Source organism: Paraburkholderia sp. SUR17 (assembly GCF_029536165.1).
Taxonomy (GTDB): domain Bacteria; phylum Pseudomonadota; class Gammaproteobacteria; order Burkholderiales; family Burkholderiaceae; genus Paraburkholderia; species Paraburkholderia kururiensis.
In genome coordinates this window covers 3405192-3423864 of the sequence record NZ_CP120508.1, presented here as the reverse complement: position 1 = coordinate 3423864, position 18673 = coordinate 3405192, and the positions used below count along the sequence as shown (strand labels likewise).

15 protein-coding genes are annotated in these 18673 nt (G+C 64.5%); 14 read left to right on the top strand and 1 reads right to left on the bottom strand.

The genetic code is table 11. The features are described 5' to 3' along the window. The first annotated feature begins 38 nt into the window (after nt 1-38). Nucleotides 39-1712: a long-chain fatty acid--CoA ligase gene (locus P2869_RS15205; RefSeq protein ID WP_277596902.1), complete on the top strand. Its 1674-nt coding sequence runs from the start codon at nt 39-41 to the stop codon at nt 1710-1712. A gap of 278 nt (nt 1713-1990) precedes the next feature. Here P2869_RS15205 and P2869_RS15200 read toward each other — a convergent pair whose 3' ends face one another. Continuing rightward, complete coding sequence (locus P2869_RS15200) at nt 1991-3202, bottom strand: porin (RefSeq protein WP_017777135.1); 1212 nt, start codon at nt 3200-3202, stop codon at nt 1991-1993. 333 nt (nt 3203-3535) lie between these two features. Between P2869_RS15200 and coq7 the strand changes: the two genes are divergently transcribed. The 13 genes from coq7 to P2869_RS15135 all read left to right on the top strand — a co-directional run bounded on the left by coq7 (nt 3536) and on the right by P2869_RS15135 (nt 18624). Continuing rightward, nucleotides 3536-4183 (top strand): 2-polyprenyl-3-methyl-6-methoxy-1,4-benzoquinone monooxygenase, encoded by a 648-nt coding sequence (gene coq7, locus P2869_RS15195; protein ID WP_126877980.1) that lies wholly within the window; start codon nt 3536-3538, stop codon nt 4181-4183. 389 nt (nt 4184-4572) lie between these two features. Beyond that, nucleotides 4573-5001, top strand: coding sequence for a division/cell wall cluster transcriptional repressor MraZ (gene mraZ, locus P2869_RS15190; protein WP_017777133.1), 429 nt, complete (start codon nt 4573-4575; stop codon nt 4999-5001). 26 nt (nt 5002-5027) lie between these two features. After that, complete coding sequence (gene rsmH / locus P2869_RS15185) at nt 5028-5969, top strand: 16S rRNA (cytosine(1402)-N(4))-methyltransferase RsmH (protein ID WP_277598154.1); 942 nt, start codon at nt 5028-5030, stop codon at nt 5967-5969. Further along, nucleotides 5966-6322 carry a cell division protein FtsL gene (gene ftsL, locus P2869_RS15180; protein ID WP_017777131.1) on the top strand — a complete coding sequence of 119 codons (357 nt, stop codon included), beginning with the start codon at nt 5966-5968 and terminating at the stop codon, nt 6320-6322. The genes rsmH and ftsL overlap by 4 nt, the downstream gene beginning before the upstream one ends. Further along, nucleotides 6319-8202: a penicillin-binding protein 2 gene (locus P2869_RS15175; RefSeq protein WP_017777130.1), complete on the top strand. Its 1884-nt coding sequence runs from the start codon at nt 6319-6321 to the stop codon at nt 8200-8202. The genes ftsL and P2869_RS15175 overlap by 4 nt, the downstream gene beginning before the upstream one ends. Further along, on the top strand, nt 8199-9770 hold the full coding sequence (locus P2869_RS15170) for a UDP-N-acetylmuramoyl-L-alanyl-D-glutamate--2,6-diaminopimelate ligase (RefSeq protein WP_277596901.1): 1572 nt from the start codon (nt 8199-8201) through the stop codon (nt 9768-9770). Before P2869_RS15175 ends, P2869_RS15170 begins: the two co-directional genes overlap by 4 nt. After that, on the top strand, nt 9767-11179 hold the full coding sequence (gene murF / locus P2869_RS15165) for a UDP-N-acetylmuramoyl-tripeptide--D-alanyl-D-alanine ligase (protein ID WP_126877983.1): 1413 nt from the start codon (nt 9767-9769) through the stop codon (nt 11177-11179). Before P2869_RS15170 ends, murF begins: the two co-directional genes overlap by 4 nt. A 20-nt stretch (nt 11180-11199) precedes the next feature. Next, nucleotides 11200-12369, top strand: coding sequence for a phospho-N-acetylmuramoyl-pentapeptide-transferase (gene mraY, locus P2869_RS15160; RefSeq protein ID WP_017777127.1), 1170 nt, complete (start codon nt 11200-11202; stop codon nt 12367-12369). Between the two features lie 13 nt (nt 12370-12382). After that, nucleotides 12383-13906, top strand: coding sequence for a UDP-N-acetylmuramoyl-L-alanine--D-glutamate ligase (gene murD, locus P2869_RS15155; RefSeq protein WP_277596900.1), 1524 nt, complete (start codon nt 12383-12385; stop codon nt 13904-13906). Continuing rightward, on the top strand, nt 13903-15174 hold the full coding sequence (ftsW, locus tag P2869_RS15150; RefSeq protein WP_017777125.1) for a putative lipid II flippase FtsW: 1272 nt from the start codon (nt 13903-13905) through the stop codon (nt 15172-15174). The genes murD and ftsW overlap by 4 nt, the downstream gene beginning before the upstream one ends. Further along, complete coding sequence (murG, locus tag P2869_RS15145; protein ID WP_277596899.1) at nt 15171-16295, top strand: undecaprenyldiphospho-muramoylpentapeptide beta-N-acetylglucosaminyltransferase; 1125 nt, start codon at nt 15171-15173, stop codon at nt 16293-16295. Before ftsW ends, murG begins: the two co-directional genes overlap by 4 nt. Continuing rightward, on the top strand, nt 16292-17689 hold the full coding sequence (murC, locus tag P2869_RS15140) for a UDP-N-acetylmuramate--L-alanine ligase (protein WP_017777123.1): 1398 nt from the start codon (nt 16292-16294) through the stop codon (nt 17687-17689). The genes murG and murC overlap by 4 nt, the downstream gene beginning before the upstream one ends. Next, nucleotides 17686-18624, top strand: coding sequence for a D-alanine--D-alanine ligase (locus tag P2869_RS15135; protein ID WP_277596898.1), 939 nt, complete (start codon nt 17686-17688; stop codon nt 18622-18624). Before murC ends, P2869_RS15135 begins: the two co-directional genes overlap by 4 nt. The last annotated feature ends 49 nt before the right edge of the window (nt 18625-18673 follow it).

Here is an 18673-nt window from a genome sequence, read left to right as displayed (position 1 = left end):
TTAGCACGACCATTCGAAAATTCAGGAGGAGACGCGGCATGGAAAAAGTCTGGCTAAAGTCCTATCCGCCCGGCGTTCCAGCCGAGATCGATCCGAGCCAGTACGCGTCCATTACGGACTTGCTGGAGGAAAGTTTTCGGCAGTATCGCGCGAAGAGCGCGTTTGCCTGCATGGGCAAGCAGATCACCTACGGACAGCTCGACGACCTGTCACGCGCCCTCGGTGCCTGGTTTCAGTCGCGCGGCATTGTGCGTGGCGCGCGCATCGCCGTCATGATGCCCAACGTGTTGCAGTATCCGGTCGCGCTCTCCGCGATCCTGCGCGCGGGTTACGTCGTGGTGAACGTCAATCCGCTCTATACGCCGCGCGAACTCGAACATCAGCTCAAGGACAGCGGCGCCGAAGCCATCATCCTCCTCGAGAACTTCGCGGTTACGCTGCAGGCGGTTATCCGCAATACCGCGGTGAAGCACGTAGTCGTTGCGACGATGGGCGATCTGTTGGGGCCGAAAGGCGCGCTCGTGAACTTCGTTGTGCGTCGGGTGAAGAAGATGGTGCCGGAGTGGGCGCTGCCGGGTCACGTGCGTTTCAATGACGCCGTGCGCGCGGGCGGCCGACAGACCTTCAAGCGCGTGGAGCAGAGCGCGGAGGACGTCGCGTTTCTCCAATACACGGGCGGCACGACCGGCGTGGCGAAGGGGGCGACCCTGCTGCATCGGAACATCATTGCGAATGTGCTGCAGTCGCATGCATGGCTGGATGTGGCGCGCCGCCAGCGGCCTGACATCGAGCAGTTCATTACTGTCGTCGCGCTGCCGCTCTATCACGTGTTTGCGCTGACGGTGTGTGGCCTGCTGACCATCCGGACGGGCGGCCTCGGCGTCCTGATTCCGAATCCGCGCGACATAGCGGGCACGATCAAGGCACTGCAGGGCTACGCGATTACGACGATTCCGGCGGTCAACACGCTCTACAACGCTTTGCTCAACCATCCTGACTTCGACAAGCTCGACTTTTCGAATCTGCTCGTTGCGAATGGTGGCGGTATGGCGGTTCAGGAAGCTGTTGCGAAACGGTGGTTCGAGCGCACCCATACGCCGATCATCGAAGGTTATGGGTTGTCCGAAACATCACCGTGCGTAACCTGCAACCCGGCAACGGTGACGGAGTATAGCGGGACGATCGGCCTACCGCTGCCGTCCACCGAGGTTTCGATCCAGGACGATGCCGGCAACGAAGTGCCGCTCGGCGAGGCTGGCGAAATTTGTATCCGCGGCCCTCAGGTGATGGCGGGTTATTGGAATCGACCCGAAGAGACCGCCAAGGTAATGACGTCCGATGGCTTCTTCAAATCGGGCGACGTCGGCGTCATGGACGCACGCGGTTTCGTGAAGGTCGTCGACCGGAAGAAGGACATGATTCTGGTATCCGGCTTCAACGTGTACCCGAACGAGATCGAGGACGTGGTCGCGAAACTGCCCGGGGTGTTCGAGGTTGCCGCGGTGGGAGTGCCCGATGCGCACTCGGGCGAAGCGGTGAAGCTCGTCATCGTCAAGAAGGATCCGGCGCTTACCGATACGGACGTTTTCGCGTTCTGCAAGACGCAGCTGACGGGTTACAAGCGGCCCAAGATCATCGAATTCCGCGCCGAGCTGCCGAAGAGTAATGTCGGCAAGATCTTGCGGCGGGAACTGCGTGACGGAAGAGCATGAGGTCTTCCAGGAGTGCAAGTGAGCAAAACGTGGGTGTTGCGCGCGAAGCAGTCACATAGCACCTGATGGGCGAGTCTGGTTTAGCTTCCGCCCGCTGCCTCATCGGCATCAGCCCGACGGACGTAAAGTCTGTCGGGCTTTTTTGTGTGCACCGTTCTGGGCACAGTGATCGTCCCGTCTGCGCAGAAGGTCCGGCGATATCGGCCAATCAGCAACACTAAAACGAAAAAAGGCGCCCGAAGGCGCCTTGAGACTACAGACTACTTTGTTCCGACTTATTAGAACTTGTGACGGATACCGACGCGAGCCGTGAACTGATTTTGCGTCGACGAAGCGGACAGGCCGTTGATAGCAGCAACAGCCGGTGCCTTACCCGTCGAATCCGTGCCGCTCGCGTGTTGATACACGCCGATCAGGTAGACGTCCGTGCGCTTCGACAGGAAATAGTCGGTGCCGAGCGAGAACTGGTGATACTTGGCGCCCGGGTTATCCGTACCGTTGCTCAGAGCAACGCTGCTGCCGCGCGTGTAGTCATATGCTGCGCCGATCAGCAGTGCGGGCGTCAGTTGATACTTGAAGTTGACTTCAGCGTTGTTGAACGTTGCCGTCTCGCCCGCGCGGTAACCCGTTGCGTTCGGGCCCGACGTCGTGTCGCCGAGACCCAGGAACTTAATATTCGAGTACGTCAAGCCAACGGTGGCCGCGCCGAACGTGTATGCACCAGCTGCGCCAATGACTTGGTACGTGTGCGCTGAAGCGTAGCCCGAGTAGACCGGCGACGAAATGTAGTTGGTCGTGCTCGCCACAGTCGAGCTTGCGCCGTTGTCGCCGAAGAAGCCGACGTTCGGATTACGCACGTTCAGGTAGCCTGCACCGAGAACCAGAGGACCGTTGGTGTAACCAGCGCCAAACGAGAACACCTGGTTGCGGCTGTAGTCGCCGGCAACGCCGCCGAGGCTGTACAGGCCGCCGAACTTGAAGCCGGCGTAGTCAGCGCTCGTGAACTTGACCGCGTTGTTCGTACGATAGGCGTTGTTGAAGTTATCGAGGTCACCGGGGTGAGCTGCGATGTATCCGCCCCATTGGTCACCGGCTTCCAGGGGACCAACAAAATCCACCACCGAGTCGTATTGGCGACCGAGCGTAACGGTGCCGAACTGGCTGGACAGACCGACATAAGCCTGGCGACCGAACTCGAGGCCTTGCGTGCTGCCCTTGTTGGCTTGGCCGAGCTTGCCGCTATTGATGTCGAAGCCGTTTTCCAACACGAAGATCGCCTTCAGGCCACCGCCCAGATCTTCCGTGCCGCGCAGACCCCAACGGCTGCCTTGCATGACGCCGCTGGACAGGTTGTAAAGGTGCTTGCCGCTGGAGTTCGTATTGATGTTGAAACCTTCATCAATAATGCCGTACAGCGTGACGCTGCTCTGTGCGTGAGCAACACCAGCGAACGCGCCAAGGGCTGCGAGCGCGAGAAGCGACTTTTTCATTGAGAGATCTCCAAGGGATTACCGAAATCGTTATATGGGCAGGGCAAATATTTGTCTTGCGTTGCGGCCTTGCCATCTAACTTCGCGAGAAGTTGCCCGTAATGTAACAAAACGCCTAACGTGGACAAAGAAAAAGCGGGGTGCGCTGCAAGTCCATGTTTCGTTTACGCAACATGGTCTAGAATTGCATATTTGCCATAGGATTTACCCTGGATCTGTCGCGTGCGGAGCGGAAGAAGTCGGCCGGTTGGCTTCGGGCTACTACGTATTTCTTCCGGATGCAGACGCGAGGTATGCCAATGGCCGGACGCAGAAGTCGGATGGAGGGATTGAATGACGCTGGATGAATTGATTACGGAGTTTGATCGAGGCCTGCGAACCATGGCCGGGGTATCGCGAATGAGCCGTCCCACTCCGTTGCCGCCTACCGAAGAACAATCTGGAGAGGGGGCGCAGCCAGTGGACCTTTCTCCGGCCGAGCGCACCCATGCCGCGGGGCTCATGCGGGTGAACCACGTCGGGGAGGTATGCGCCCAGGCCCTATACCAGGCGCAGAAGCTTGCCACGTCGTCGCCTAAGCTGAAAGACGCGTTCGAACGCGCCGCGCGCGAGGAGGAAGACCACCTTGCATGGACCGCCCGGCGTCTGGAAGCGCTGGACTCTCGTCCCAGCTTGCTCAATCCGCTCTGGTACGCCGGGGCACTCTCGATCGGTTTCGTCGCCGGGTGTTTCGGCGACAAGGTAAGCCTCGGATTCATGGCGGAGACAGAGCGTCAGGTCGAGCAGCATCTCGACAGCCATCTGGACAAGCTTCCGGAAGCCGACCGCGAGTCTCGAGCAATCGTTGAGCAGATGCGCACCGACGAGGTTGCGCACGCAAAGGCCGCCACCGACGCCGGCGGCGTCGAACTGCCGTTTCCGGCTCGCGCGATCATGAGAGCCGCATCGAAAGTAATGACGCGTACTGCCTACTATCTATGATCCATTTCAGGTGGGACGGCCTCTCAATGCCGTTCCACCCCGCCTTGCCTCAAACGCCTCTCTCGCTCCGCATCACCATCTCTCCCGCTCGCCCTCCAATCACGCCTTTCCCCCGCACTTTTCAGGTATTACCTTCACAGTCTGCAGTAGCTCATTCATTCGTAACGATTTTTTGCTTTTACCGTGCTTGAACAAGTGCCGCTAAGTCCTTGTTCTAACTAATAAATTTCGTCAAAAAACAGTCCTTCTCCCTTGACCCGTCCAGGGCGTTCCTCTAAAGTGGGAGACAGTGTGAGAAAGTGTATTTTTGTGTGATTCCTCGGGCATCTTCCGGTAGATTTTTGAGATCAGGCGGGCGGTGCGCGGCACCGCGATGAGGGGAGAGCGAAGTGTTCCAGGGGGCGTCGGCGCTGACGCTCGATGCGAAAGGACGGATGTCGATTCCGTCGCGCTATCGGGAAGCGCTGCAACAACAGGCAGAAGGACGGGTGACGGTGACCAAGCACCCGGACGGCTGCCTGTTGCTGTTTCCACGCCCCGAATGGGAAGTGTTTCGCGCGAAAGTCGCTGCCTTGCCCATGGACGCCCACTGGTGGCGCCGCATCTTCCTCGGTAATGCCTCGGATGTCGAACTGGACAGCGCGGGCCGCGTGCTCGTATCACCTGAGTTGCGGCTTGCTGCCGCGCTGGAAAAGGAAGTGATGCTGCTCGGCATGGGCAGTCACTTCGAGTTGTGGGATGCCCAGACTTACGCCGCGAAGGAAGCTGCGGCGATGGCGCAGGGCATGCCCGACGCGCTGAAGAATTTCACATTCTGACCGCGGGTGATTCGATGGCATCCGCGATGGGAAATGGATTGCAGCATCGCACGGTGCTGCTGGACGAAGCGGTCGACGCGCTCGTAACGCGCACCGACGGCATCTATGTGGACGGTACGTTCGGGCGTGGCGGCCACAGCCGGGCGGTGCTCGCCAAGCTCGCTGACAAAGGGCGTCTGATTGCGTTCGACAAGGATCCGCAGGCCATCGCGACGGCCGGCGAAATTGTCGATCCGCGTTTCGAAATCGTGCATGGCAGTTTTGCATCGCTGCGTGACGCTCTGGCGGAACGCGGGGTAGGGCGTGTGTCGGGCGTGCTGCTGGATCTCGGTGTGTCGTCGCCGCAGTTCGACGACCCGCGGCGCGGTTTCAGTTTCCGCGCCGAAGGTCCGCTCGACATGCGGATGGACCCGACGCGCGGCGAGTCCGCGGCTGACTGGCTCGCGCGGGCCACTGTGCAGGAGTTGACGGAGGTAATACGAGACTATGGGGAAGAACGGTTTGCTTTTCAGATTGCAAAGGCGCTTGTTGCTCGCCGGGCAGAGTCCGACCGTCTTGGGCCTCTCGTCAGCACGCGCGAGCTTGCCCAAATCGTGGCTAACGTCGTCAAAACCCGTGAGAAGGGCAAGGACCCGGCAACCCGCACCTTTCAGGCTATACGGATTCACGTCAATCAAGAGCTTGCGGAGCTGCAAGTCGTTCTAGAGGCTGCATTGTCGTTGCTGGAGCAAGGGGGGCGGCTCGTGGTCATCAGCTTCCATTCGCTGGAGGACCGGATAGTCAAGCGGTTCATGCAGACGCATTCGAGTGCGCCTGCGCTCGACCGCCGGCTGCCGCTCCGCGCTGTCGACCTGCCGAGCCCGCCGCTCAAGCTGATGGGCCGTCTGTTCGCGAGCGATGCGGAAGTTGCCGAGAACCCGCGGGCCCGTTCGGCCGTGATGCGCATCGCGGAGCGTGTCACGCCATGAGCCGCCTGAACATCTTTCTATTGATCGTTGTGATGGGGTGCGCGCTGTCGGTCGTCAATGCGACGAACCAGCAGCGCCAGTTTTTCATCGCGCTGCAGCGCGCGCAGTCGCAGGAGCGGCAGCTGCAGCAGGATTACGCACAGCTTCAATATCAGCAGAGCGCGCTGTCGAAGACTTCGCGCATCGAACAGATCGCCACCGATTCGCTCAAGATGCAGCCCGTGACGACCGGACGCACGCAATATCTCACCCTCGCGCCGGGCGCCGCTACGGCTGAAGATGCGCCCGTGCAGGCATCGGCGCCGGGTGGGGCCGCGTCCACGCCGGCGAACGGCCGCGGGGTGACGCGATGAAGAAGTCGTCGAAGCGTAGCGTGGCGTTCTCGGCCAACCCGATTCTCTCGGTGCGCCTGCCGATGTGGCGCTCGAAGCTCGTCGTCTTTCTTCTCTTCATGGCGTTCGTTGCGCTGGCCGGCCGCGCGTTCTGGATCCAGGGTCCGGGCAACGCGTTTTACCAGAAGCAGGGCGAGAGCCGCTATCAGCGCACCATCGAACTGCCGGCCACACGCGGCAAGATTCTCGATCGCAACGGCCTCGTGCTTGCAACGAGTCTGCCTGTGCGCGCCATTTGGGCGATTCCCGAATCCGTGCCGGACGACCTGGGCGCCGACAAGCTCGCCGCGCTCGGCAAGCTGCTCGGCATGACGCCGACGGAGCTGCGCGCCAAACTCTCCGAGGACAAGACCTTCGTCTACGTGAAGCGCCAGGTGCCGCTCGACGTCGCGCAGAAAGTGGCCGACCTCGATATCCCCGGTATTTATCAGCGTAACGAGTACAAGCGCTTTTACCCCGAAGGCGAAATCACCGCTCACCTGATCGGCTTCACGAACGTCGAGGACGAGGGCCAGGAAGGCGTCGAGCTTGGCGACCAGAGGATTCTCGCGGGCACGCCGGGCAGCCGCCGCGTCATCAAGGACCGCATGGGCCATATCGTCGAGGACGTCGACGAACTGGCCGTGCCGCATAACGGTCAGGACGTCGAGCTTTCCATCGACAGCAAGATCCAGTACATCACCTACGCGAACCTGAAGGCCGCCGTGGAGAAATTCCGCGCGAAAGCCGGCGCTGCCATGGTGATCGACGTGCGCACGGGCGAGGTGCTCTCGCTCGTCAATTATCCGACCTATAACCCGAACGACCGCTCGCACCTGACCGGCGAGCAGTTGCGCAACCGCATGCTCACCGACGTCTTCGAGCCCGGTTCCATCATGAAGCCGTTCACGGTGTCGCTCGCGCTCGATCTGCACCGCGTGTCGCCGACTACACTGGTGGATACAGGCCCGGGCCGCTTCGTGCTGGACGGCGCCACCATCACGGACGACAGCGCGTTCGGCGTACTCACCGTGGGCGGCGTGATCCAGAAGTCGAGCAACATCGGCGCGACCAAGATCGCGATGCAGCTGCGGCCCGAAGAGATGTGGAACATGTACACCAGCATCGGTCTCGGTCAGGCGCCGAAGGTCGGGTTTCCCGGCGCGGCGGCGGGCCGTCTGCGTCCGTGGAAAAGCTGGCGGCGCATCGAGCAGGCGACGATGTCGTACGGCTATGGTCTTTCGGCTTCGCTGTTCCAGCTTGCGCGCGCCTACACGGCCATTGCGCATGACGGCCAGATCCTGCCGGTGTCCATTTTCAGGACGCCGGGCGATCAGCCGGTCTCCGGTCCGCAGGTGTTCGCGCCGACCACGGCACGCGAAGTGCGCGCCATGCTCGAGATGGTGACGGCACCGGGCGGCACGTCGCCGGATGCAGCCGTGCCGGGTTACCGCGTCGGCGGCAAGAGCGGCACGGCGTACAAGCACGGCGCGCACGGGTACGACCACGGCAAATACCGTGCGTCGTTCGTCGGTATGGCGCCGATGCCGAATCCGCGCATCGTGGTGGCGGTTTCCATCGACGAGCCCACGGCCGGCAGCCACTTCGGCGGGCAGGTGTCCGGCCCGGTGTTTTCGGGCATCGTCGGCGATACGCTGCGCTCGCTCAACATTCCGCCGAACATGCCCGTGAAGCAGCTAGTCGTCTCCGACGACCCCGCGCAGCAAGCGCAGTCTGGCACGCCCGCACCTGCACCTGTCGCGGCAGCGGCGAAGAAGCTCGCGGGCGGCAAAGAAGCCGGCGGCGCCAAACATATGAAGGTCGCGGAAAACGCGAAGAATCGTCCGGGGGTGGTCCGATGATCGCGCTGGACAAACGGGACCGCGCCGAGCACCCCGCCCATCAGCGGATCGCCGAGGCGCTCGCATGGCTGCGCGCCCATGCCCAACGCGGCGCCGATCTGCACGCCGACACCCGCGCGCTCAAACCCGGCGACGTGTTTCTCGCCTACGCCGTGGACGGCGCCGACAACCGTCCGTTCATCGACAACGCTATCGAGCGCGGCGCGTCTGCCGTGCTGTACCAGCCGGAAGGCTTCGACGGTACGGTCAGCGCCGTCGCCTCGCTCGCGGTACCTGAACTCGACGTGCTGGCGGGCGAAATTGCGAGCGGCTGGTACGGCGACCCGAGCGACGCGATGCTGATGATCGGCGTGACCGGCACCAACGGCAAAACCTCGTGCAGCCAGTGGGTGGCAAGCGCGCTGACCGCGCTCGGCAAGCCGTGCGCCATTGTCGGCACGCTCGGCAGCGGCATGCCGGGGCAACTCGTACACACTGGCTTCACGACACCGGACGCGCCCCAACTCCAGCGCAGCCTCGAACAACTGCGCGCCGGTGGCGCCCAGGCCGTGGGCATGGAGGTGTCGTCGCACGCGCTTCATCAAGGGCGCGCGAACGGTACGGCGTTCGACATCGCGATCTTCACGAACCTCACGCAAGACCATCTCGACTATCACGGCACGTTCGAAGCTTACGAAGCTGCGAAGGCGAGACTCTTCTCGTGGCCGGGGCTGCGCTGTGCGGTGATCAACCGCGACGACGAAACGGGCCGCCGCTTCATCGCTGCCTCGCAAGGCCGTGTGCGCACCATCGCCTACGGCATTGCCGCGACCGGCGAAGCGTCCGGTGCCGCTGCGCAGGTCGCCGACGCCTTCCTCACCGCGAGCAACGTGCGCGCCACCGCGACGGGCACGGCGTTCCACCTGTCGACGTCCGATTGGGGCGCAGCCGACGTCGAAGCGATGACCCTCGGTGCCTTCAACGTCAGCAATCTGCTTGGCGTGCTAGGCGCGCTGCTCGGGGCCGGCGTGCCGTTCGACGCCGCGCTCGCTGAAATCGCGAAACTCGAACCGGTGAATGGCCGGATGCAACGTCTTGGCGGTCGCGTCGATCACGACGAGCCGCTCGTGGTGATCGATTACGCGCACACGCCGGACGCGCTCGAAAAGACGCTGGAAGCGCTGCGTCCCATGGCCGCCGCGCGAGGCGGCCAGCTCGTCTGCATGTTCGGCTGCGGCGGCGATCGCGACGCGACCAAGCGTCCGCTGATGGGCGGCATTGCGGAGCGCCTCGCCGACACCGTCGTCGTCACGAGCGACAACCCGCGCAGCGAAGACCCGGCGAAGATCATCGACCAGATCGTCGCGGGCATGACGAAACCCGACGCCGCGCGCCGCGTCGAAGACCGCGCGAGCGCGATCTTGCAGGCAGTGCGCGGCGCCGCACGCGAAGACGTGATCGTGCTCGCCGGCAAGGGACACGAAGCAACACAGGAAATCATGGGCAAGAAGCGCGCTTTCTCCGATCAGGATCACGCACGTCTCGCGCTCGCGGCACGTGCGACGCACGTCCGCGGAGGTGGCGAATGACAATGTTCTCGCTGCGCGAAGCGGCTCAACTGATCCCCGGCGCCACTGTGCTTGGCGACGACTCGGTGACGTTCGAGCGGGTTGCCACCGACAGCCGCACGGCCGGCCCGGGCGATCTGTTCGTCGCGCTCAAGGGCGACCGCTTCGACGCGCACGATTTCCTTCCGGAGGTCGCGGCGCGCCACGTGAGCGCGGCGCTGGTATCGCGTAGTCCTGGCGACTGGCGTTTGCCCGCACTGCGCGTGGCGGACACGCGCGTCGCGCTCGGCGCGCTCGCGCACGGCTGGCGGAAACGTTTCACCTTGCCCCTCGTCGCGGTGACAGGCAGCAACGGCAAGACCACCGTCAAGGAAATGATCGCGTCCATCTTCGCGGCAGCCGTGGGTGCGGACGCGCGGCTTGCGACGGCGGGCAATCTGAACAACGACATCGGCGTGCCGCTCACGCTGTTCCGGCTCTCCAGCGCTCATCGTCTCGCGGTGGTCGAACTCGGCATGAACCATCCTGGCGAAACGCAGCTGCTTGCGCAGATCGCCGCGCCGACGGTGGCCGTCGTGAACAACGCGCAGCGCGAGCACCAGGAGTTCATGGCGACAGTCGAGGCGGTCGCGCTCGAACATGCGAGCGTGATTCATGCGCTCTCGCCAGACGGCATCGCTGTATTTCCCGCCGACGACGCCTACGCCAGCATCTGGCGCGTTGCCGCAACGGGCAGCGCCGTGATGGACTTTGCGCTGCACACCGCTGAACGCCAGACGCCTGCCGCCGTGACCGGCACGCTTATCGGCAATCGCCTCGCTATCGAGTCGCAGCAAGGTCGCGTCGAAGTCGCGCTGCAAGTGCTCGGCGCGCACAACGCCCACAACGCGCTCGCGGCGGCAGCGGCGGCGCTGGCCTCGGGCGTGTCGCTCGATGCGATCCGGCGCGGGCTCGAGTCGTTCGTTCCGGTCAAGGGCCGGCTCCAGGTGAAGCGCGCCGCGCTCGGCGATCTGGCCGGCGCCACCGTGATCGACGACACCTACAACGCGAACCCCGATTCCGCCCGCGCCGCGATCGACGTGCTCGCGCAGCAACCGTCACCGCGCGTGCTCGTAATGGGCGACATGGGCGAAGTGGGCGACAACGGCCCTGCATTCCATCGCGAGGTGGGCGCCTACGCGAAGGAGCGCGGCATCGACGCGCTCTACGCGCTCGGCGGCGCATCGCGCGACATGGTGGCCGCATACGGTTCCGGGGCAACGCATGCGAACGACGTCGGCTCGCTCGTGAGCGCTCTGCTGCAGGCCGGCTTCGGCCCGGCCGCAACGATTCTCGTGAAAGGCTCGCGCTTCATGCAGATGGAGCGCGTGGTGGACGCCCTGACGAGTCCACTCACCCCCGCGTCGGGCGCTGCGCCCGGCGCTCATTGAAGACTGGAAGGACCGAAAGCATGCTACTGGCGCTGGCGCAATGGCTGCAGAATGACGCAAGCTTCTTGCGCGTGTTCAGTTATCTGACGTTTCGCGCGGTGATGGCCACCATCACCGCGTTGTTGATCGGGCTCGTCTGCGGCCCGTGGGTGATCCGCACGCTGACCCAACTGAAGGTCGGCCAGGCGGTGCGCAAGGAAGGTCCGCAGTCGCACCTCGTGAAGTCCGGCACGCCGACCATGGGCGGCGTGCTGATCCTCATCGGCATTGCGGTGTCCACGCTGCTCTGGGGCGATCTCACGAACCGCTTCATCTGGATCGTCATGCTCGTGACGTTCGGCTTCGGCCTGATCGGCTGGGTCGACGATTATCGCAAGGTCGTCTACAAGGACCCGCGCGGCATGTCGTCGCGCGAGAAGTATTTCTGGCAGTCGGTGATCGGCATTTTCGCAGCCGTGTATCTGGCGTTCAGCGTGTCGGAGGCGAGCAACGTGCGCGTGTTCGACCTCTTCATGGCGTGGGTGCGCAGCGGTCTTTCGATGGGCCTGCCTGCGCGCGCCGACCTCATGCTGCCGTTCCTGAAGTCGATCAGCTACCCGCTCGGCGTGTGGGGTTTCATCGCACTCACCTATTTCGTGATCGTGGGCGCGAGCAACGCGGTGAATCTCACGGACGGCCTCGACGGCCTCGTCATCATGCCCGTCGTGCTCGTGGGTGCCTCGCTCGGCGTGTTCGCCTACGTGATGGGCAGTTCGGTCTACTCGAAATATCTGCTGTTTCCGCACATTCCGGGCGCGGGCGAACTGCTGATCTTCTGCTCGGCGATGGGCGGCGCGGGTCTCGCGTTCCTCTGGTTCAACACGCACCCGGCGCAGGTCTTCATGGGCGACGTCGGCGCGCTGGCGCTGGGCGGCGCGCTCGGCACCGTCGCCGTGATCGTGCGGCAGGAGATCGTGCTCTTCATCATGGGCGGCATCTTCGTGGCGGAAACGCTTTCCGTGATGCTTCAGGTGACGTGGTTCAAGTACACCAAACGCCGTTACGGCGAGGGCCGGCGCATCTTCAAGATGGCGCCGCTGCATCACCATTTCGAATTGTCCGGCTGGAAGGAAACGCAGGTCGTGGTGCGTTTCTGGATCATCACGTTGATGCTGTGTCTGTTCGGTCTGTCCACTCTCAAACTGCGGTAAGGGAAAGCAAGCAATGTTTGGCGAGAAGTTTCGGGATCGGCAAAAGCCGATGGTGCTCGTGCTGGGGCTCGGAGAATCCGGCCTCGCGATGGCGCGCTGGTGCGCGCGGCACGGGTGCCGGCTGCGCGTGGCGGACACGCGCGAAGTGCCGCCCAATCTCGCCGCACTCGAAGCCCATGGCGTGGACGCCGATTTCGTCGGCGGCGCGTTTTCGACGGCATTGCTCGAAGGCGTGGAACTGGTCGGCATCAGCCCGGGGCTTTCGCCGCTCGCGCCGGACCTCGTACCGCTCATCGCGGCCGCGCGCGAGCGCGATATTCCCGTCTGGGGCGAACTCGAATTCTTCGCGCAGGCATTGAAGACGCTCGGCGAGAGCGGCTATGCGCCGAAGGTCATCGCCATTACGGGCACGAACGGCAAGACCACCACGACGAGCCTCACGGGCATCCTGTGCGAGCGTGCGGGCAAGAAGGTGGCGGTGGCGGGCAACATTAGTCCGGCAGCGCTCGACAAGCTTTCGGACGCCATCGACCACACCGCCTTGCCCGACATCTGGGTGCTCGAGCTGTCGAGCTTCCAGCTCGAAACGGCGCACACCTTCGCGCCGGACGCGGCGGCGGTGCTCAACATCACGCAGGACCATCTCGACTGGCACGGTGGGCTCGACGCCTACGCCGCCGCGAAGGGTCGCATCTTCGGACCGCAGACGGTGCGTGTGCTGAACCGCGACGACGCGCGCGTCATGGCGCTCGCCCCGGCCGCAGAGTCCCAGAAAGACAGCGCACCGGTCATCACGTTCGGCGTCAACGAGCCGCAACGCGATGGCGATTACGGCGTGCTGCGTGAGAACGGCATGCTGTGGCTCGTCGCGGCAGAAGATCGCGACGCGACCGACGAACCCGTGTCGCCGCGACGTCGCAAGCAGGAAGCGGCCGCGCCGGCCAACATCGCCCTGAAGCGCTTGATGCCCGTAGACGCGCTGCGCATCCGCGGCTTGCACAACGCCGCCAACGCGCTTGCCGCGTATGCGCTCGCCCGCGCCATCGGCCTACCGGGCGCGCCGCTGCTGCACGGACTGCGCGAGTACCGCGGCGAGCCGCATCGGGTGGAACTGATTGCGTCGATCGACGGCATCGATTTCGTGGACGACAGCAAGGGCACGAACGTCGGCGCGACCGTGGCCGCCCTCGACGGTCTCGCGCAACGCACGGTGCTGATCGCCGGTGGCGACGGCAAGGGCCAGGATTTCGAGCCGCTCGTCGCGCCCGTCACACGCTGGTGCCGCGCCGTCATGCTGATTGGCCGCGATGCGCCGCAAATTCGCGCGGCGCTCGAGCACACCGGCGTCGCGCTCTCCGATCACCCGACGCTCGAAGCCGCCACGCGTGCCGCCACGGCGCTCGCCGAACCCGGCGACGTGGTGCTGCTGTCGCCCGCCTGCGCGAGCCTCGACATGTTCAAGAACTACGCGCACCGTGCCGCAGTATTCCGCAGCACGGTCGAGGACATCGCAGCTGAACGGGGGACGACGATATGAGCTGGTCCGAACGCTTCGGTTCGAGGCTTGCCAAGGAGCGCGGCAGCGCGGGCGGTAACGCCGTGCCGCGTTCGGGCGGCGTGCGCGGCGGCCTTGCGAGCGCGGTCAACGGCGTGCGCGGTGCACGTTCGCGCATGCTCGACTACGACCATTCGCTGCTGTGGGTGGTGATCGCGCTGCTCGGGCTTGGCGTCGTGATGGTGTATTCGGCGTCTATCGCCATGCCCGATTCGCCGAAGTACGCCTCGTATCGCGACTACGCGTTCCTCGTGCGCCAGATCATCTTCGTCGTGATGGGCGCGGTGGCGGGCATCGTCGCGTTTCGCATTCCGGTTTCCACGTGGGACAAATACGCGCCGAAGCTCTTTCTGGTCGCGCTGCTGAGCCTCGTGATCGTGCTGATTCCGCACGTCGGCAAGGGCGTGAACGGCGCGCGCCGCTGGATTCCGCTCGGCGTGACCAACATGCAGCCGTCGGAAATCATGAAGCTGGCCGTGACCATCTACGCGGCCAACTACACGGTGCGCAAGCAGGAATACATGCATAGCTTCGCCAAAGGCTTCCTGCCGATGGCGTTTGCCGTGGGCGTGGTGGGCGCGCTGCTGCTGCTCGAACCCGACATGGGCGCCTTCATGGTGATCGCGGCCATCGCCATGGGCGTGCTGTTCCTTGGCGGCGTGAACGGCAAGCTGTTCGGTGGTCTCGTGGCGACGGCGGTCGGCACCTTCACGCTGCTCGTGTGGGCGTCGCCGTGGCGGCGCGAGCGGATCTTCGCGTACCTCGATCCGTGGGACGACCGCTACGCACAAGGCAAGGCCTATCAGCTCACCCACTCGCTGATCGCGTTCGGGCGCGGCGAGTGGTTCGGCGTGGGCCTGGGCGGCAGCGTGGAGAAGCTCAATTACCTGCCCGAAGCGCACACCGACTTCATCCTCGCCGTGATCGGCGAAGAACTTGGGTTCGTCGGCGTGATGATCGTGATCCTGCTCTTCTACTGGATCGTGCGGCGTTCGTTCGAGATTGGCCGCCAGGCGCTCGCGCTCGACCGCACGTTCGCTGGTCTGATGGCCAAGGGCGTCGGCATCTGGTTCGGCGCACAGACCTTCATCAACATGGGCGTGAACCTCGGGCTGCTGCCCACGAAGGGGCTCACGCTGCCGCTCGTGAGTTACGGCGGCTCCGGCATTCTGCTCAACTGTGTCGCGGTGGCCGTGCTGCTGCGCGTGGACTACGAAAACCGGGTACTGATGCGCGGAGGCAAGGTATGACCACTCCGCGCACGCTCATGGTGATGGCCGGCGGCACCGGGGGACACGTGTTCCCCGGCCTCGCCGTCGCGCATCGCATGCAGGCGTGGGGCTGGCGCGTGGTCTGGCTCGGCAACCCCGGCGGCATGGAGGCATCGCTCGTGCCGAAGCACGGCATCCCGATGGAGTACGTGCGTTTCGGCGGCCTGCGCGGTAAAGGGCTCAAGACGAAGCTGATGCTGCCCGTGAACCTGCTGCGCGCGTGCCTGCAAAGCCTCACGGTGTTGCGTCGCGTGAAGCCCGACGTCGTGCTCGGCATGGGCGGCTACATCACGTTTCCGGCAGGCGTCATGACGGCGCTCTCGGGGCGGCCGCTCGTGCTGCACGAACAGAACTCGATTGCCGGGCTTGCCAACAAGGTGCTCGCGAAGCTCGCAAGGCGCGTGCTCGTAGCGTTCCCGAATGCATTGCCGCACGCCGAATGGACCGGTAATCCGATTCGCGAAGAAGTCGCGCACCTGCCGGAACCGACGGCGCGCTATGCCACTCGAAGCGGCCCTTTGCGGCTGCTCGTGGTAGGCGGCAGCCTCGGCGCCGCGGCGCTGAACGAAGTCGTGCCGCGCGCCCTGGCGCTGCTGGCGCCCGGCGAGCGTCCGCAGGTCGTTCACCAGGCCGGCGCGAAGCATATCGAAGCGCTGCGTGCGAATTACGCGGCGGCAGGCCTCATGTCCGATGCGTCGTCCGATTCTTTTTCCGGCGCGAGCGTGCAGCTCGTACCGTTCATCGACGACATGGCGAACGCGTACGCGAACGCCGATCTCGTGGTCTGCCGCTCGGGCGCCATGACCGTTGCGGAGATTGCGGCGGCCGGCGTCGCGGCTTTGTTCGTGCCGTTCCCGTTCGCCGTGGACGATCACCAGACCACCAACGCAGCGTTCCTCGCCGATCAAGGCGCGGCGCTCGTCGTGCAACAACGCGACCTGTCGGCGGAAAAGCTCGCCGACTGGCTGCGCAGCCAGACCCGCGAGAGTCTCGCGCAGATGGCGGAGCGTTCGCGCTCGCTCGCGAAACCGGATGCCACCGATCAGGTCGCACGCATCTGCGCGACCGTGGCGGGCGCGAGCCCAGAAGGAAAGCAATGAAACACATCGTCAAACACATTCATTTCGTCGGCATCGGCGGCGCGGGGATGAGCGGCATCGCGGAAGTGCTCGTCAATCTCGGCTACCAGGTGAGTGGCTCGGACCTCACCCGCAACGCGGTGACGGACCGGCTCGCCGCGCTCGGCGCACGCATCGCGATTGGCCACGACGCAGAGAACATCGAAGGGGCGAACGCCGTAGTGGTATCGAGCGCCGTGCGCAACGATAACCCCGAGGTGCTTGCCGCGCGCCACCGTCACGTTCCGATCGTGCCGCGCGCCGTGATGCTCGCGGAGCTGATGCGGTTGAAGCAGGGCATCGCCATTGCCGGCACGCACGGCAAGACCACGACCACCTCGCTCGTGGCGAGCGTGCTCGCGGCGGGCGGGCTCGATCCCACCTTCGTGATCGGCGGCCGGCTGATCAGCGCGGGCGCGAACGCGCGGCTCGGCACGGGCGACTTCATCGTGGCCGAGGCGGACGAATCCGACGCGTCGTTCCTGAACCTCTTTCCGGTGATCGAGGTCATCACGAACATCGACGCGGATCACATGGACACCTACGGCCACGACTTCGCGCGGCTCAAGCAGGCGTTCATCGAATTCACGCACCGGTTGCCGTTCTATGGCATCGCGGTGCTGTGCGTCGACGACCCGAACGTGAAAGAGATCTTGCCGTTCGTCTCGAAGCCGATCATCCGCTACGGTTTCGCAGCCGACGCCCAGGTGCGCGCCGTGAACGTCGTCGCGCACGAAGGGCGCATGCATTTCACGGCGATGCGCGAAGACGCGGCGCCGCTCGACATCGTGCTGAACCTGCCCGGTACGCACAACGTGCAGAACGCGCTCGCGGCGATTGCGATTGCGACTGAACTCGAAGTCGCCGATGCCGATATCCAGCGTGCGCTCGCCGAATTCAACGGCGTGGGCCGGCGCTTCCAGCGCTACGGCGAAGTGCCGGTGGCCGCGGGCGGCACGTACACGCTGATCGACGACTACGGCCATCACCCGGTGGAGATGGCGGCGACCATCGCGGCCGCGCGCGGCGCCTTTCCCGAGCGGCGCCTCGTGCTCGCGTTCCAGCCGCACCGCTTCACGCGCACGCGCGACTGCTTCGAAGATTTCGTCAGAGTGCTGTCGACTGTCGACGCGCTGGTGATCACCGACGTTTACGCAGCCGGCGAGGCGCCCATCGTGGCCGCCGACGGCCGCGCGCTCGCGCGTGCGATTCGCGTGGCGGGCAAGGTGGAGCCGGTGTTCGTGGAGACCGTCGACGAAGTGCCGGAGGCGCTCGCGGCGCTGGTGCGCGACGGCGACGTAGTGATCACGATGGGCGCGGGCTCGATTGGCGGCGTGCCGGGGCGGCTTGCCCAGTCAACGGAAGGTGTGAAATGACGAGCAGTATCGATCCGAAACAGTTCGGCAAGGTGGCGGTGCTGCTTGGCGGTGTGTCCGCCGAGCGCGAGGTGTCGCTCAATTCGGGCCGCCTCGTGCTGCAGGGCTTGCGCGCGGCAGGCATCGACGCGCATCCGTTCGATCCGTCCGAGCGGCCGCTTTCGGCGCTGAAGGACGAAGGCTTTGTGCGCGCCTTCAATGCGCTGCACGGCGGCTATGGCGAAAACGGGCAGATTCAGGGCGCGCTCGATTTCTACGGCATCCGCTACACGGGTAGCGGCGTGCTGGGTTCGGCGTTGGGCCTCGACAAATTCCGCGCGAAGCTCGTGTGGCAGCAACTCGGCATTCCCACGCCACCGTTCGAAGCCGTGATGCGCGGCGACGACTACGCCGCGCGCGCCGCCGCCATCGTCGCGAAGCTCGGCTTGCCGCTCTTTGTGAAGCCGGCGAGCGAGGGTTCGAGCGTCGCCGTCATCAAGGTGAAGACCGCCGACGCGCTGCCGGCCGCCATCGCTGAAGCCGCGAAGCACGACAAGATCGTGCTCGTGGAAAAGAGCATCGAGGGCGGCGGCGAATACACCGCCTGCATCGCGGGCGATCTGGATCTACCGGTCATTCACATCGTGCCCGCGGGCGAGTTTTACGACTACGACGCGAAGTACATCCTCGACACGACGCAGTATCTGATTCCGTGCGGACTCGCGCCTGAACTGGAATCGCGTTTGAAGGTGCTCGCGCGCCGCGCGTTCGAGGTGCTGGGCTGCACGGACTGGGGTCGCGCCGACTTCATGATGGACGGCGCGGGCAACCCGTACTTCCTCGAAGTGAACACGGCGCCGGGCATGACGGATCACTCGCTGCCACCGAAGGCGGCGCGCGCAGTCGGCATCAGCTATCAGGAACTGGTGGTGAAGGTGCTCGCGCTCACGCTGTGAGCGGTGGGCAGAAGCACAACAGACATTTGACGCAGACAAAGCAACATCG

What these genes read in the sequence shown, in the direction of transcription:
- P2869_RS15205 (WP_277596902.1), top strand. Translation starts at nt 39, where the DNA reads ATGGAAAAAGTCTGGCTAAAGTCCTATCCGCCCGGCGTTCCAGCCGAG.
- P2869_RS15200 (WP_017777135.1), bottom strand. Translation starts at nt 3,202, where the DNA reads ATGAAAAAGTCGCTTCTCGCGCTCGCAGCCCTTGGCGCGTTCGCTGGT.
- coq7 (WP_126877980.1), top strand. Translation starts at nt 3,536, where the DNA reads ATGACGCTGGATGAATTGATTACGGAGTTTGATCGAGGCCTGCGAACC.
- rsmH (WP_277598154.1), top strand. Translation starts at nt 5,028, where the DNA reads ATGGGAAATGGATTGCAGCATCGCACGGTGCTGCTGGACGAAGCGGTC.
- ftsL (WP_017777131.1), top strand. Translation starts at nt 5,966, where the DNA reads ATGAGCCGCCTGAACATCTTTCTATTGATCGTTGTGATGGGGTGCGCG.
- P2869_RS15175 (WP_017777130.1), top strand. Translation starts at nt 6,319, where the DNA reads ATGAAGAAGTCGTCGAAGCGTAGCGTGGCGTTCTCGGCCAACCCGATT.
- P2869_RS15170 (WP_277596901.1), top strand. Translation starts at nt 8,199, where the DNA reads ATGATCGCGCTGGACAAACGGGACCGCGCCGAGCACCCCGCCCATCAG.
- murF (WP_126877983.1), top strand. Translation starts at nt 9,767, where the DNA reads ATGACAATGTTCTCGCTGCGCGAAGCGGCTCAACTGATCCCCGGCGCC.
- mraY (WP_017777127.1), top strand. Translation starts at nt 11,200, where the DNA reads ATGCTACTGGCGCTGGCGCAATGGCTGCAGAATGACGCAAGCTTCTTG.
- murD (WP_277596900.1), top strand. Translation starts at nt 12,383, where the DNA reads ATGTTTGGCGAGAAGTTTCGGGATCGGCAAAAGCCGATGGTGCTCGTG.
- ftsW (WP_017777125.1), top strand. Translation starts at nt 13,903, where the DNA reads ATGAGCTGGTCCGAACGCTTCGGTTCGAGGCTTGCCAAGGAGCGCGGC.
- murG (WP_277596899.1), top strand. Translation starts at nt 15,171, where the DNA reads ATGACCACTCCGCGCACGCTCATGGTGATGGCCGGCGGCACCGGGGGA.
- murC (WP_017777123.1), top strand. Translation starts at nt 16,292, where the DNA reads ATGAAACACATCGTCAAACACATTCATTTCGTCGGCATCGGCGGCGCG.
- P2869_RS15135 (WP_277596898.1), top strand. Translation starts at nt 17,686, where the DNA reads ATGACGAGCAGTATCGATCCGAAACAGTTCGGCAAGGTGGCGGTGCTG.